Origin of the sequence: Actinoallomurus iriomotensis (assembly GCF_030269445.1) — a bacterium.
Classification (GTDB): domain Bacteria; phylum Actinomycetota; class Actinomycetes; order Streptosporangiales; family Streptosporangiaceae; genus Actinoallomurus; species Actinoallomurus iriomotensis.
Genome location: NZ_BSTJ01000004.1, coordinates 513531 through 527181, shown reverse-complemented (window position 1 = coordinate 527181; position 13651 = coordinate 513531). Strand labels below are relative to the sequence as shown.

The window sequence follows — 13651 nt, the reverse complement described above, 5'->3', positions numbered from 1 at the left end:
AGCGGATACCGATCACCGATGCGAGTGTGCGTCCGCGTGCGGGGCGAGGCGCTCCTCGGTTCAGGGGACCGGAGCGCGAGTCTGAGCGCTGCCAGGACACTGTCGAACACCTGGTCGCACCGTGATCTTCGATCTCCGATCGACCACGGTTCACGCGGCTCCGGCATCCTCCGCGGCGGACACCGGTGCCGTTCACGACATCCTCGACCACACCGGTTCGACCCGGACAAGGACTACCAGATCAACGTTCGGGACGACGCGAGGCTGAAGGGCGACGTCACCTTCGGCTACAGGGCGAAGACGCCTAGCGAGGGATGGTACGCGTCGATCATCGATGAGAACGGGATCGTGACATACTCGCCGGTGACCGTGCAGCGCTTGACGGGCCTGAAGGTGGCCAGGAACGCGAGGATGACGGCCGGCGGCTCACCGTGACCGGTGTCTACTCCGATGGTTCACAGCCCGTCCTGACCGACGGGCTGGAGACGACCAGTGGCGACAACCGCGTGGTCAAGGTCGAGCGGGACGGCTCACTCCACGCCATCCGCGCGGGGGCTGCGGTCGTCACCGTGTCCGCGGGCAAGGTCAGGACCGGATTAACGATCACCGTCTCCCGACGCTGAGAGATCGGCCGCCGGGCCCGGGGGCCCCACTCGTCCCCGGGCCCGTCGGCCTGCCGGTGAAGGAACCGGTCGGTGTTCCGCCCGCCAGCCGGGCGCCGAGCCACTGCAGGGCCGGCGGCAGCTCACGCCGCCACGTGCTGAAGTGGTGGCCGCCGAACGGAAGCGTGATGGAGGCGACGCGCATCGGCGGGCGGGTCAGCGCGAGGAACCGCCGGGTCTGCGCGTAGTCCTTCTCTCCCACGCGGCTGGTGGTCAGCAGGATGCTGACCGGGGGAGAGGGCAGGTGCCGCAGCCGCCAGAGCAGGTCGTTCTCGTCGCGGTACGCCTTGCTGCGGCCGTAGAGGTCGCCGGTGGTGAAGTCCTGGAGCGCGTGGTAGTAGCCCGCGAGAGAGATACCGGCGGAGTACCGGTCGGAGTTCCGCATCACGAGCTTGGCCGCGCAGTACCCGCCGGTGGAGTCGCCCATCGCGCCCCAGCCGGCCGCCCGGTCGGCGGTGCGGTACGCCGAGGCGAGGGCGACCGGTACGTCCTGGGCGAAGAACGTCTCGGCCTGCGGGCCGTGCGGGATGTCGGTGCACTCGGTGTCGCGCGGCGGCGCGACCGTCGAGCGGAGCATGACGACGATCGTCGGCGGCATCCGCCCCGCGGCGACCTCCTGCGCGACCGTCCTCGGCAGCCCCAGGTGGGTGATCAGGTTCTGGGCGTCGCCCGGGTACCCGGTGAAGGCCACGAGCACCGGGAAGCGCGTCCGGTCCGACGCCGCGAAGTACTGCTGCGGCAGGTAGACGAACGCACGCTCGTTGATCAGCGTACGCGTCCCGTGGATGACGACGGAGTCGATGCGGCCCTGCCCGGCGGGAAGCCGGTACCGCGGAGCGGTCGGGTCCGGGGTGACCAGCGCGCTCCGGTTCGCGGCCGAGGCGTTCGCCGGGGGAACGGCGAGATTCCGGGTCTTGGCGCGGACGCCGACGAGATCGCCCCACGAGCCGTAGAAGTCGAAGGAGGCGTTCGCCACGTCCAGCACGGCCAGGACCACGCAGAGCTGGCAGCCGAGGATGAGGCCGAGCCGGGCCAGCACGTCCATGGCGCGCCCGCCCGACACCCGGGGCGCGAGCCGTACCGTCGCGACGATCGCGGCCAGCGCGACGACGACGACCGTGATCTGCAGGGGAACGCCGGTGAGCCTCACGACGTGCTCCCGGAGGCGAGGTGGGCGCCGAGCCAGCGCAGCACGGTGGGCGGGCTCTGCCAGGCGGCCGGGGGCAGCGGGTCGGCGCGCATCGGCGGCCGGACCCCGGCGGCGAACCCGTCGTCCCCGACGACGCCGACGCTGATCGGCGGGGGCGGCCGGTGCCGGAGCCGCCAGCGGGGGTCGTACTCGTCGCGGATGGTTCGGCTGCCGCCGTACAGGTCGCCCGCCGGAGGCGTGAGCGCGGCGGCGGTGAAGACGGCCGAGCCGAACCGGTCGGAGTGCCGCATCGCGAGGAGCGCCGCACAGTACGCCGCCGGCCCCTGCACTCCGGCGACCGACCAGCCGCTCGCGGCACCGCTCACGCGGTACGCCGCGCCGACCGTGGCGAGCAGGTCCTGGCCGAAGAACGTCTCGCCCTGCGCGCGGCCCGGCGCGTCCACGCATCCGGCTCCGACCGGCGCGATGACGATCAGCATCGGCCGCAGCCGCCCGGCGGCGATCTCGGCCGCCGCCAGCGCGGGGACGCGCCGCCGCACGATCGCGTCGCGCGGAGAGTCGAGGAGCAGCACGGCGGGGAACCGCCGCTGCCGGTCGCTCGCGTACCGCGGTGGCACGTACACGTACACGCGGGCGGAGATCCCCGACCGCGCGCCGCGCACCCGGAGGGTGTCCAGCCGCCCGTCGGCGGCCGGCAGCCGGCGGGTGAGGGCGTCCCGCGACGGCTTCACCGACGGCGCGGCGACGGGGACGGGTCCGGGCCGCTGGTCGGAGACGCGCACCGTACCGGTGTTCATCCCGAACAGGTCACGCCAGGACGAGTAGAACTGCATGCCGGAGTTGATCAGTACGAGCAACGCCAGCAGCAGCACGGCCTGGCCGCCCGCCAGCAGTCCCGTGCGCGCCGCGACCTGCGCGCGGCCGGCGCCGGAGTACCTGGGCAGAAGCCATACGCAGGCGGTCACCGCGGCCAGCGCGACGACCATCAGCGTCCCGACGAAACCGGCTCCGGTCAGCCCCATCGGCGAGCCGCGCGGTCATCCCTGCCGGGCGAGAGGTCACGGGTGGACATGCTCGGCTCCCCCCTTGGCGAGTACGTGCCGCCACAGTAGGAGAGCGCGGGTCAGAGGATCCTCAGCGCGGAGTTAGGCCGCATTTACCTTCGCGCGTCACGAGCGGGTGAGGGCGGAGAAGACCAGCCGGCCGCATTCGGCGATGAGGCCGGCGCCGTCGGCGACGCCCTCGGTCAGCGCCGCGACGACCACCGGAGGGCCGGCGGGCGGATAGACGATACCGGCGTCGTGGCGGACGCCGGTCAGCTCGCCGGTCTTGTGCGCGAGGCGGAACCCGGTCGGCAGGTGACGCGGCAGCCGGTCGTTGAACTGCTGCGCCTCCAGCGCCCGCACCGCGAACGGAGAGTCCGCGAGCCGGGACAGCGCCGTCGCGACGTCGGCGGCGCTGGTCAGGTTGTTCAGGCCACGGGCGCGCGCCTCGAAGTCCATCATGTGCCGGGCCAGCACGGTGGCGGTCAGGCCGTGGCGCGCGCACCAGGCGTTGACCTCGTCCCGGCCGATCCGGTCGATGAGCACGTTCGTCGCCGTGTTGTCGCTGACGGCGATCATCAGGGTGAGCAGGTCGCGGACGCTCATGTCACCGACGTCGGCCAGGTGGGCCAGCACGCCGGAGCCCGGGACGGCGGGCCGTACGGGGAGGCGCTCGTCGAGCGGCACGCCTGAATCGAGCGCGGCGGCCAGGATCGGCAGCTTGATCAATGACGCCGCCGTGAACCGGTGGTCCGCCGCGACCTCGATCGTCTCTCCGGCGCCGTCGAGCGGGCGGACGACGACGCCCACCCGGCCGCCGGCCGGCCGGGCCAGCTCGGCCAGCGACGCGCGAAGACTCACGTCAGGACCAGGAAGAGCAGGGCGAACAGCGCCGTGTTCGTGACGATGATCGCCCAGCCGTTGAACAGCATCATGCGAAGGCTGGACGAGCGCGCCAGGCCCATCTGCCCGATCATGTCGGCGCCCGGCAGCGGGCCGAGCTGGTCGACCTGGGAGGTGCCGAGCAGCGCCACCGCCCACACCGCCGGGGCGACGCCGAGCGCCGCGCCCACCGGGCCGAACAACTTGTTGACCAGAACCACCTGGGCGACGGCGGCGCCCGGTACCGCGTGGAGGTAGCCGAGGAAGACGACGAGCATCAGGAACACCCACGGCCCGGCGTGGGAGAGCACCGGCTTCAGGTCGGCGAAGACCGCGTCGAAGGCGCCGGTCTTCCCGATCAGCGTGAGCATCGGATCGAGCATCCAGAACAGCAGGAACAGCCAGATCAGCCGCGCCGCTCCGGTGTACATCGCGTCCAGGATCTTCTTGGGCGCCAGCCCGCCCGCCAGCCCGGTCGCGACGGCGGTGACGATCATGACGACCAGGGCGTACGAGTAGGCGGCCTTCTCGGCGATGCCGTAGATCGCCAGGGCGAGCAGCACGAGCGCCAGGACCAGCGCGGCCCGGCGGGCGCCGGGGCGTTCGGTCTCGGCCGTGTTGTCGGCCGCGTCGGCGGCGGTGTACTCCTGGTCGGTGTGGCGCTGGATCCAGCGCGCCATGAAGAAGCCCGTCACGATCGTCACGGCCGCGACCGGCAGGCCCGCGTGGAGCAAGTAGGTGCCGTAGCTCAGCTTCGTCGCCGCCATGATCGTCACGACGGGCGGCGTGAACGGGCCGGTCATCAGGCCCGCCGCGCCGGCCGCGTGCAGCATCGCCGCCACCGCCGGCGGGCGCCAGCCGGTGCGCGCCGCGATCGGGATGATGATCGGCGCCAGGATCGCGTTACCGCCGGCCAGCGTGCCCAGCGCGCCGACGATGATCAGCGAGGAGACCATGACGCCGATCTGCACGCGCGTGCGCGTGTTGAGCCCGATCCGGCCCATCACGAATTTGATCAGCGCCTGCGCCGCGCCCGTCTCCTGCGTCACCTGCCCGAGCGCCGAACCCAGCAGAATGATCACGCCGATGACCGCGACCAGCGACCCGAGCGACGTCGCCATCTGGGCGCCGAGAGGGATCGGGCCGGTCCGGGTCATCACCGCGGCGACGATGAGCGCGCCGGCGGTCGCGAGCACCACGTCCACGCCGAAGAGCGCGAGCACCGCGTAGAGGAAGATCGGGATCAGGCCCCACAGCCCGGCCTTGGCGCCGCCCACGGCGATCACGATGCCGATCACCAGCGCGACCGCGAACGCTCCGGTGGCGATCATCGGCAGGCGCCGGTCACGTTTCTCCGGGGCCGCCGCCGTGTTCTCGGCGGGGGTGGTCGTACTCATCGGGGGACTCCTCAGGGCCTGGGTCGCCGGAGCACGCGTCCGGGACGGTTTCCGGTCAGGGCCGCGTCGCGCAGCGCCGGGGTGCCGTTCACGACGACGTGGCGTACGCCCGTCGCCAGGTTCCACGGGTCGTCGAAGGTGGAGGTGTCCCGGACCGTGCCGGGGTCCAGGACGACGAGGTCGGCGGCCAGCCCCTCGCGGATCCGGCCACGGTCGGTCAGCCCGGCCCGCGACGCGGGCAGCCAGGTCATCTTCCGTACGGCGTCGGCGAGCGTGAGCAGCCGCGAGTCACCCGCGTAGCGCCCGAGCACGCGGGCGAACGTGCCGAAGCTGCGGGGGTGCGGCCGGCCAGTACCGGAGGGACGGAGGGTCCATCCGTCGCTGGCGACGCTGACCTGCGGATGCGACAGCACCGCGCGCATGTCGTCCTCGGCCATCGCGTGGTTGACGATGCCGGCCGAGCCGTTGTGCGCGGCGAGGACCTCCAGGGCGGTCTCGGCCCCGCCCAGGCCGAGTTCGGCGCCGAGCTCGGTGAGGCTCCGGCCGATCCAGTCCGAGTACGGGCCCGGTGGCAGCTGCGCGAGGACGATGGCGTCGGGGTCGATCCGGGCCTCGGCGGCGATGCGGCGCCTGACCTCCGTGTCCGCGAGCCGCTCCAGCAACCGGTCCACGCCGCCGTCGAGCGCCCAGCCCGGCAGCCGCGAGGTCAGCGTCGTGGAGGAGGCGGTGTAGGGGTAGACGTCCGCCGTGACGTCCACGCCGTCCGCGCGGGCCTCGTCGATCAGCCGCAGCGCCTCGTGCACCTTCCCGTGGTTCTCCCGTCCCATCACCTTGAGGTGGGAGATCTCCAGGCGCACGCCGGACTCGCGCGCCGTGGTCAGCGCCTCGGTGACGGCGTCGATCAGCCGGTCGGCCTCGTCGCGCATGTGGGTGGAGTAGAGCAGGCCGAGCCGCGCCGCGGTGCGCGCCAGCTCGGTCACCTCGGCCGGCGGCGCGTAGGTCCCGGGAGCGTAGATGAGGCCGGTGGAGAAGCCCACCACGCCCTCTTCGGCGGCGCGTTCGATCAGCCGGCGCATCGCCGCGAGCTCGTCCGGCGACGCCGCCCGCTCGTCGTCGCCGACGGTGGCGATGCGCAGCGCGTTCAACCCGACCTGGGCCGCGAGGTTGACGGCCGGGGCGGTCTGCTCGACGGAGTCGGCGTAGCCGTGGAAGCCGGTCCAGTCCCACGCCAGTTCCTCGCGGCCCATGAACGCCGCGGCCCGGCGCAGCCGTTCCGCGTCGGCGACCGGAAACGGGGAGAAGCCGCAGTTGCCGCCGACGAGCGTCGTGACGCCCTGGAAGAGGCAGGTGTCCGCGGCGGGGTGCGCCGGGAGGGAGAAGTCGGCGTGGGAGTGCAGATCGATGAAGCCGGGCGTCACCACCTGGCCGGTCGCGTCCAGGGTGTCGGCGCCGGACAGGGTTCCGGGCGCCGCGACGGCGGTGATCCGGTCGCCCTCGATGCCGATGTCGGCCGGCGCGGCCTCCGCTCCGGTGCCGTCCAGCACGCTTCCGCCGGCGATGACAAGGTCGAGTTCGGGCATCGTGCGGTAACAACCTCCGGTCTGGTCAGGCAGGGGGGTGACCTCGCCGTCGTTGCCTGCCCGAAAAGCTGTTTTAGGGCAAACAGTTACTGAACGGACTTCTACCAAGATGTCGGACCGCCGTCAAACGGGTCCGCCCGGCCGGCCGGCGGTCGGACCCGGTACGGCCCGAAGATGTTGATCATGGCTTTGACCTGCGTTATCGTGCGGCCTCGTCGGTGTCGGCCGTCATCGGGTCGTCGAGCAGGGCAAGATCCGGGGGGACGAGGGTGGTGCTCTCCAGCAGTTCGCGGATCAGGTTCTGGTTCAGCGCGTTGCCGACGGGCTCGCCGACCTCCTCCCGGGTGAGTCCGGGCACGCCGCCTCTCGACAGCCGGGCGCGGACCGCCGCGACCCGGTGCTCGACCTTCTTGGCGGTCCAGCCGGCGTCGGGCTGAAGGTCATCGAGGTGTTCACAGACCTGCTGCCAGGTCAGCGGTTGGGGGTGCGTCTCGTACAGCAGGTACCGCTGGGCGAGGGCGACGAGGACGAGCCGCTCGCCGGCCGAAAGCCGCCAGGTGCGCGGCGGCTGGGTCGGGTCGGAGTGCCGGGACGCCGGTCGCCGCTCGTCCGGCCCGGTCACGTACAGCTCGAGCAGATGCTCCCGGCCGCTCGAACCGCGGACGAACAACGGCGTGTAGCCCTCGGCGAGCGGCACGGCCTCGTCCCCGGCGAAGAGCAGCCGCGAGTCGGGGAACCGGACGGGCAGCCGTCCCGTGGTCCGTACCCACCACGTTTCGTCGCGGCGGGTCAGCAGGCCGTGGTGGCGGCTGATCCGCCGGTCGTCCTCGCCGATGCACAGGTGCACCTTCGGGCGGTTGCGCCCGAAGGTGATGGTGCGGCCCTCCCGCGGCCGGACCACGATGCCTCCGGTGATGGCCAGGGCGTAGATCATGCCCGGCGTCGACGGCGGCACGCCGAGGGCCAGGCTGGCGTGCCCCGCCGAAAGCCTCCGGCCGCCCGGAACCGGCCGCCCATCGCCCACATCGACCTCCGCGAGCAGGGATGCGGCCAGGATGGCACGCGCGGCCGGGACCCCTCCCGGACGAGACCGCTACCTTCGGCGGTGTCCCGGATCGCGGGGGCGTCCGGGACGCCCCGCACGGTCCGGCGCGGCGCGAACGGACGTGCGCGAATCGGCGAACAGTCGTGCACGAAATGGTGCGAGGCCTCAGACGTCGCTCACTAGAGTCCCCGCGAAGTCGCCGGGTCGGCCGGTGGCGGAACGGTTCAGCCGCCGCGTCGGGGAGAACTCATTGCGCGTCTACAACGTCGGCCGAAGCATGCTCTCCCTCCTCGTCCTGTGCCTGGGCGCCGCGCCGTTCTACTGGCTGATCGGCAAGTACGCGGTCGGCATCGGCGCGGTGCTGGGCATCGTCTTCCTCGCCGTCAGCGGCGCGTTCCGCGAGCGCGACGCGCAGGGGGCGTCCAACTACGCGATGGGCGCCTGCGGCTTCCTCTCGATCGTCGCCGTCGTGAGCCTGGTGACCGGTGTGCTGGCGCTCGTCCGCAACGTCGGTCACGGCTGGCCGGTCGTCGGCGGCGCGGTGGCCGCGCTGACCCTGGTCTACTTCCTGACCTGCGTCGTCGCGCGGGTCTTCCCGAGGTGGCGGGCGAACACCGAACGGGAGCGGCTGGCGAGCCGCCTCGGCTGGCGTCACCGTCGCGCGGACGCCGAGCTCCTCGACCGGGTGCGCGGTCTCTTCCCGGAGTTCGGCGACGTCTACGGGGTCGTCGACGGGGAGATCGACGGGGTCGCGTTCACGATGGGCACCGTACGGCGCGCCCTGCGTCCGCGCGGCCGGGTGTGGCTCGTCCCGCTCTCCGCGGCGCTGCCGCGCATCCAGATCAAACGTGACCCGTCGCAGGCCGAGCTCGGCAAGGGCATGGTCGCCGCCGGCGACGTCGGGTACGGCTACGTCTCGCCCAACGTCGACGCCACGCAGATCCCGCTGGCGGAACAGATCATCGGCGGTCTGCGCACGCTGGGCGTCGCGGAGTGCCGGATCCGGGGCAGGGAGCTGGCGCTGCTGGTCCGTGGCGCCGGCCGGCCGGAGGACGAGGCGCGGCTCGTCCCCCTGGCCTACCGCGCCCTGCCCCTGGAGGCCGCCCGGCAGGCGGCGGACGAGATCCTCACATGGGAGGCCGGCGCGGCGGCCAAGCACGGCGCCGCCGTCGCGGGACGTACGGCCCGCAAGGACCCCGAGCCGGAGACGCTGTTCGGCTACGGCTACTTGGCCGGGTTCGTCGAGATCATCTGCGGGATCTGCGCCTGGATCTACAACGGGTTCCTCCCCGGCGTGGCGCTGCTCATCGCCGCGATCGTCTTCTTCGTCGTCGCGTCGCGCGGCGACCAGGAGGCCAAGAAGCCCGACGTGCCCATGGCCGAGACGTCGTAGGACCCGCCCGGCCGCGCGCGGTGACCATGCACTGAGCCTGGTGCGGCCGGAAGCACGTCTGTTAAGTTAGCGCTAACGGCAGCGCTAACTTCCCCGCCGTACTGCGAGGGTTTGCTATGACGGACTACCGAGGACTCACCTGGGACCATCCGCGCGGCACGGTGGCCCTGAACACCGCGGCCGAGCGGTTCTCGCGGGAGGCGCACGGCGACACGCTCGGCTGGGACAGCCAGCCGCTCGAGGGCTTCGAGTCGCATCCCATCGGCGACCTCTGCGCGCGCTACGACCTGGTGGTGCTGGACCACCCGCACCTCGGCGACGCGCTGGCCGCCGACGCGTTGCGGCCGCTCGACGACCTGTTCCCCGTCTCCGCGCTCGATGAGTGGCGGGCCGCCGCGGTCGGAGCGAGCGCCGCCTCGTACACCGCGCGCGGGCGGCTGTGGGCGGCGCCGCTGGACGCCGCCACCCAGGTGTCGGCGTGTCACCGGGAGACGCTGCCCGAGCCGCCGCGTACCTGGGAAGAGGTCCTGGAGACCGTTCGCCGCGTGCCGTCCGCCCTGTCCGTCGCGGGTCCGCACGCGCTGCTGACCTTCTTCTCTCTGTGCCAGGGGCTGGGGGAGGCGGCGCGGACCGCGGGGGAGGGACCGCTCGTGTCCCGGCCGACAGGAGTGGCGGCGCTGGAGATGATGCGCGACGCCTTCGCGCACTGCGACCCCGCGACGGCCCGGCTCAACCCGATCGCGCTGCTGGAACGGCTCGCCCGTGGCTCGCTGGCCTACTGCCCGTTCGTCTACGGGTACGTGAATTACGCGGCGGCGCCAGGCCACCCCGTGCGGTTCGGCGACGTTCCCCGCCTGACGCCCGGTGGGCCGCTCGGCTCCACGCTCGGGGGCACCGGCCTCGCCGTCTCGCGCCGGGCCCAGGTGTCGGAGGCGCTGAAAGGGCACATCGCGTGGCTGATGTCCGCCGACGCGCAGCGGCGGTTCCTGCCGTGGCACGAGGGGCAGCCCGCTCGGCGGGAGGCGTGGACGGACCCGGACGTGGACGAGGCCTGCGGTGGCTTCTACTCCGGCACCCTCGCCACCACGGAGGCCGCGTGGGTACGCCCGCGTCACCCCGGCTACACCGCGTTCCAGGCATCGGCGTCCGCCCTGATCCGCGAGAACCTGTCGGCGGGGCGCGCCGCCGCCGCGACGTACGACGAGCTGGAACGGGCCCACCGGACCGCCGTCCGCTGAAAGGAACCCCATGGAGAGCACCGTGCCGGAGATCGGCTGGTCGCTGAGTGACCACGTCGCCGTGATCACCCTCGATCGCCCCGCGAAGCTGAACGCCGTCACGGCGGAGATGTCGGCGGAGCTGATGCGCCTGGCGGACTGGTGCAACGCGTCCGACGACGTCCGGGCCGTCATCCTCACCGGGAGCGGAGACCGCGCCTTCTGCGTCGGCTCGGACATCGCCGAACTCGACGCGTACGCCACCCCCTGGGACTTCCGCAACCGCGCCGACTACTGCGACTCGTTGCGCCGCCTGCGCAAGCCGCTGATCGCCGCCGTGAACGGCTGGGCCCTGGGCGGAGGCCTGGAGACCGCCCTCACCTGCGACATCAGGATCGCCGCCGAGTCCGCGCGGTTCGGCGCGCCGGAGATCAAACTGGGCTGGGTCGGCGGAGGCGGGATGTCCGCCCTGCTGCGGGCGAGCATCGGCGAGAGCAACGCGGCCCTGATGCTGATGACCGGGGAGCCCATCACGGCCGCACAGGCGGAGCGGTGGCACCTGGTGAGCGAGGTGACCCGGCCCGAGGACCTCCTGGACCGCGCGCACGCCGTGGCCGAGGTCATCGCCTCCCGGGCCCCCATCGCCGCCGAGACGGCCAAGGCCAACCTGCGGGCGGCGGCGACCATGCCCCTGGACCAGGCGCTGACCTACGAACGCGACCTGCAGACCGTGTGCTTCGCCACCGAGGACGCCGCCGAGGGCCGGGCGGCCTTCCGGGAGCGACGTCCCGCCGTCTTCCAGCGAAAGTAGATTCATGGAAACCCACATCGACCAGAGCGCCGGTCTGTCGGGGCTGCGCGCCGCGAACACCCTGCCGCAGGACGGTACGACCGGTGCCCTCCTCGCGCGGATCTGGAACCCGGCGGCGGGCGGCCCCTCGCCGGCCGCCGTCCGCGCGGACGGCGTGTACGACGTCTCGGCCGCGTTCCCCACCGTGGCCGGCCTGTGCGAGGAGGACGAGCCCGCGGCCGCGCTGCGGTCCGCGGCGGGCGTCCGGGTCGGCGGCGTCGACGACCTGCTGGCGGCGACCGTCGACCGGCCCGGCGACCCCGGGGCCGCCCGCTTCCTGGCGCCGGTCGACCTCCAGCCCGTCAAGGCGGCCGGCGTCACCTTCGCCGCCTCCATGGTGGAGCGGCTGATCGAGGAACGGGCCCAGGGCGACCCCGGCGCCGCCGCGGCGATCCGCGCGGAACTGGCGGAGGCGCTGGGCGGCGACCTGCGTTCGCTGCGCCCCGGCTCGCCCGAGGCCGCCGAGGTCAAGCGGCGGCTGGTGGCACGCGGAGAGTGGAGCCAGTACCTGGAGGTCGGCATCGGGCCCGACGCCGAGATCTTCACGAAGGCGCTGCCGCTGTCCGCCGTGGGCCACGGCAGCCGGGCGGGCGTGCTGCGCGAGTCGGAGTGGAACAACCCGGAACCGGAGGTCGGCCTGGTCGTCTCCTCGCGGGGGGACATCGTCGGCGCCACGCTCGCGGACGACATCAACCTCCGCGACTACGAGGGCCGGTCCGCGCTGCTGCTGCCCAAGGCGAAGGACAACAACGCCTCGTGCGTGCTCGGCCCGTTCGTGCGCCTCTTCGACGGTGGCTTCGGGCTGGACGACATCCGGTCGACGACCGTCCGGCTGGAGGTCGTCGGCGCCGACGGCTTCCGGATGAGCGGGGAGTCGCCGCACGGGCGGATCAGCCGGGACCCGGCCGACCTGGTGAGCCAGCTCATGGGCGACCACCACCAGTACCCCGACGGCGTCGTCCTGCTGCTGGGCACGATGTTCGCGCCGGTCGAGGACCGGGAGCGGCCCGGCCTGGGCTTCACGCATCACCAGGGCGACATCGTACGGATCTCCACGCCGGAACTCGGGACCCTCGTCCACGAGGTGCGGCACGCGCAGGACTGCGCCCCGTGGGAGTTCGGCGTGCGCGCCCTGATGGCCAACCTCGCCGGGCGCGGCCTGCTGCGCTGACCGATGACCCCTGGGGGCCGCCGCGCCGGTCAGGCGCTGGCGCGGCGGCGGATCTCGAATCCCAGGTCGACGTGGGGCCTGGCCGGTTTCTCCCCGCGCATCCGGCGGAGCAGCATCCGGGCGGCCTCCTGGCCGATCGTGGTGTTCGGCAGGGCGACGGTGGTCAGGCCGGGCCGGATCAGCCGGGACAGCTCGAAGTCGCCGAAACCGGAGACCGCGATCTCGTCGGGTACCGCGATGCCGCGCTCCGCCGCGGCCAGCAGGGCGCCGTTGGCGAAGACGTCGGTCGCGAAGACCAGGACGTCGCACTCCGGATGAAGCCGGCGTACGACCTCCAGGAGGCGCCCGCCCGCCTCCAGGGTCAGCGGATACTCCGAGGCGTCGAACACGCGCGGCTCGGCGCCGGGCCAGTGGTCCGCCACGGCCCTCAGATAGCCGTCGAGCCGGCGCCGCGAGCGGTGGTCGCCCTTGTGCAGGCGGCCGACGAAGCAGGGCCGCCGGTATCCGGCCTCGTGCAGGGAGGACACCATCGCGTACATGGCCTCCTCGTTGGAGAAGCCCACGAGAGTGTCGAGCGGGGTGTCGGTCCAGTCCCACGTCTCGACAACGGGGACGCCGGACGCCGTCAGCATCCGCACCACCGCCGGGCTGTGGAGGGTGCCGGTCATGAAGAACCCGTCCGGCCGCCGGCCGAGCAGCGAGCGGATGAGCTCCTCCTCCCGCTTGTCGTCGTAGTCGGTGTAGCCGAGCAGCAGCTGGTACCCCTCGGGCGCCAGGACGGAGGACAGGCCGGTCAGCGTCTCGGAGAAGATCGAGGCGGACAGCGAGGGGATCACCGTCGCCACGATCTTGCTGCGGTTCGAGGCGAGGTTGCGAGCGGACAGGTTCGGCACGTACCCGGCGTCGCGGATGGCGGTCTCGACCTTCTCTCGGGTGTGCGGGCTGACCTCGTCCGGAACGCGCAGCACCCGGGAGACCGTCTGGGCGGACACCCCGGCGAGCTCCGCGACGTCCTGGAGCGTCACGGAGCGGGTGGCGGAGCGGCGGCGGGGCGAGGTCATCGCTCCGTCCTGACGGCTCATCTGTCGCTCTCCTCGGTGTCGCCGCCGGCCGGGAGGCCCAGCGCTGTCGGCCCAACTCTACGCACCCGGCTCCGGCGTCACGTGGCCGTTGTCCATTCCTGGGCCGCTCTTTTGTTAGCGCTGACGATAGCGCTAACATGACCTTGGAACGCTCGTGCTTTCAGTCGCTGGGTGAAGAG

Annotated in this window: 13 protein-coding genes; 6 read left to right on the top strand and 7 right to left on the bottom strand. The window is 72.8% G+C overall.

All coding sequences use genetic code 11. From position 1 onward, the window contains the following. Nucleotides 1-36 precede the first annotated feature (36 nt). Both QSK37_RS19740 and QSK37_RS19735 read left to right on the top strand, forming a co-directional pair. A complete protein-coding gene (locus QSK37_RS19740; RefSeq protein WP_285623050.1) occupies nt 37-435 on the top strand; it encodes a hypothetical protein in 399 nt (132 codons plus the stop codon). Further along, a complete protein-coding gene (locus tag QSK37_RS19735) occupies nt 432-623 on the top strand; it encodes a hypothetical protein (protein WP_285623048.1) in 192 nt (63 codons plus the stop codon). Before QSK37_RS19740 ends, QSK37_RS19735 begins: the two co-directional genes overlap by 4 nt. Here the strand turns inward: QSK37_RS19735 and QSK37_RS19730 are convergent. From QSK37_RS19730 to QSK37_RS19705, 6 genes are all read right to left on the bottom strand, one after another. Beyond that, nucleotides 604-1812 carry an alpha/beta hydrolase gene (locus QSK37_RS19730; protein WP_285623046.1) on the bottom strand — a complete coding sequence of 403 codons (1209 nt, stop codon included), beginning with the start codon at nt 1810-1812 and terminating at the stop codon, nt 604-606. The two genes, QSK37_RS19735 and QSK37_RS19730, sit on opposite strands and share 20 nt — an antisense overlap. After that, the gene (locus tag QSK37_RS19725; RefSeq protein ID WP_285623044.1) at nt 1809-2834 is read right to left on the bottom strand and encodes an alpha/beta hydrolase-fold protein; all 1026 of its coding nucleotides are present in this window, start codon (nt 2832-2834) and stop codon (nt 1809-1811) included. Before QSK37_RS19725 ends, QSK37_RS19730 begins: the two co-directional genes overlap by 4 nt. Before the next feature lie 147 nt (nt 2835-2981). Continuing rightward, complete coding sequence (locus QSK37_RS19720; protein ID WP_285623042.1) at nt 2982-3716, bottom strand: serine hydrolase; 735 nt, start codon at nt 3714-3716, stop codon at nt 2982-2984. Beyond that, nucleotides 3713-5134: a GntT/GntP/DsdX family permease gene (locus tag QSK37_RS19715; protein WP_285623040.1), complete on the bottom strand. Its 1422-nt coding sequence runs from the start codon at nt 5132-5134 to the stop codon at nt 3713-3715. Before QSK37_RS19715 ends, QSK37_RS19720 begins: the two co-directional genes overlap by 4 nt. Before the next feature lie 11 nt (nt 5135-5145). Then, nucleotides 5146-6714, bottom strand: a complete 1569-nt coding sequence (locus QSK37_RS19710; protein WP_285623037.1) for an N-acyl-D-amino-acid deacylase family protein — start codon at nt 6712-6714, stop codon at nt 5146-5148. A 199-nt stretch (nt 6715-6913) separates the two neighbouring features. Next, complete coding sequence (locus QSK37_RS19705; RefSeq protein WP_285623036.1) at nt 6914-7738, bottom strand: FHA domain-containing protein; 825 nt, start codon at nt 7736-7738, stop codon at nt 6914-6916. A 232-nt stretch (nt 7739-7970) separates the two neighbouring features. Here QSK37_RS19705 and QSK37_RS19700 point away from each other — a divergent pair, with 232 nt between their 5' ends. The 4 genes from QSK37_RS19700 to QSK37_RS19685 all read left to right on the top strand — a co-directional run bounded on the left by QSK37_RS19700 (nt 7971) and on the right by QSK37_RS19685 (nt 12390). After that, entirely contained in the window at nt 7971-9152 is a 1182-nt protein-coding gene (locus QSK37_RS19700; protein WP_285623034.1) for a hypothetical protein, read from the top strand. Nucleotides 9153-9268: 116 nt separating this feature from the next. Next, complete coding sequence (locus tag QSK37_RS19695; protein WP_285623032.1) at nt 9269-10390, top strand: ABC transporter substrate-binding protein; 1122 nt, start codon at nt 9269-9271, stop codon at nt 10388-10390. A 10-nt stretch (nt 10391-10400) separates the two neighbouring features. After that, the gene (locus tag QSK37_RS19690; RefSeq protein ID WP_285623030.1) at nt 10401-11180 is read left to right on the top strand and encodes an enoyl-CoA hydratase/isomerase family protein; all 780 of its coding nucleotides are present in this window, start codon (nt 10401-10403) and stop codon (nt 11178-11180) included. A gap of 4 nt (nt 11181-11184) precedes the next feature. Next, the gene (locus tag QSK37_RS19685; RefSeq protein WP_285572211.1) at nt 11185-12390 is read left to right on the top strand and encodes a fumarylacetoacetate hydrolase family protein; all 1206 of its coding nucleotides are present in this window, start codon (nt 11185-11187) and stop codon (nt 12388-12390) included. A gap of 29 nt (nt 12391-12419) precedes the next feature. Here the strand turns inward: QSK37_RS19685 and QSK37_RS19680 are convergent, their stop codons facing one another. Then, on the bottom strand, nt 12420-13472 hold the full coding sequence (locus tag QSK37_RS19680) for a LacI family DNA-binding transcriptional regulator (RefSeq protein ID WP_285623027.1): 1053 nt from the start codon (nt 13470-13472) through the stop codon (nt 12420-12422). Nucleotides 13473-13651: the final 179 nt, after the last annotated feature.

Coding starts and splice junctions, on each gene's coding strand:
- QSK37_RS19725 (WP_285623044.1), bottom strand. CDS start 2,834: ATGGGGCTGACCGGAGCCGGTTTCGTCGGGACGCTGATGGTCGTCGCG.
- QSK37_RS19715 (WP_285623040.1), bottom strand. CDS start 5,134: ATGAGTACGACCACCCCCGCCGAGAACACGGCGGCGGCCCCGGAGAAA.
- QSK37_RS19710 (WP_285623037.1), bottom strand. CDS start 6,714: ATGCCCGAACTCGACCTTGTCATCGCCGGCGGAAGCGTGCTGGACGGC.
- QSK37_RS19695 (WP_285623032.1), top strand. CDS start 9,269: ATGACGGACTACCGAGGACTCACCTGGGACCATCCGCGCGGCACGGTG.
- QSK37_RS19690 (WP_285623030.1), top strand. CDS start 10,401: ATGGAGAGCACCGTGCCGGAGATCGGCTGGTCGCTGAGTGACCACGTC.
- QSK37_RS19685 (WP_285572211.1), top strand. CDS start 11,185: ATGGAAACCCACATCGACCAGAGCGCCGGTCTGTCGGGGCTGCGCGCC.
- QSK37_RS19680 (WP_285623027.1), bottom strand. CDS start 13,472: ATGAGCCGTCAGGACGGAGCGATGACCTCGCCCCGCCGCCGCTCCGCC.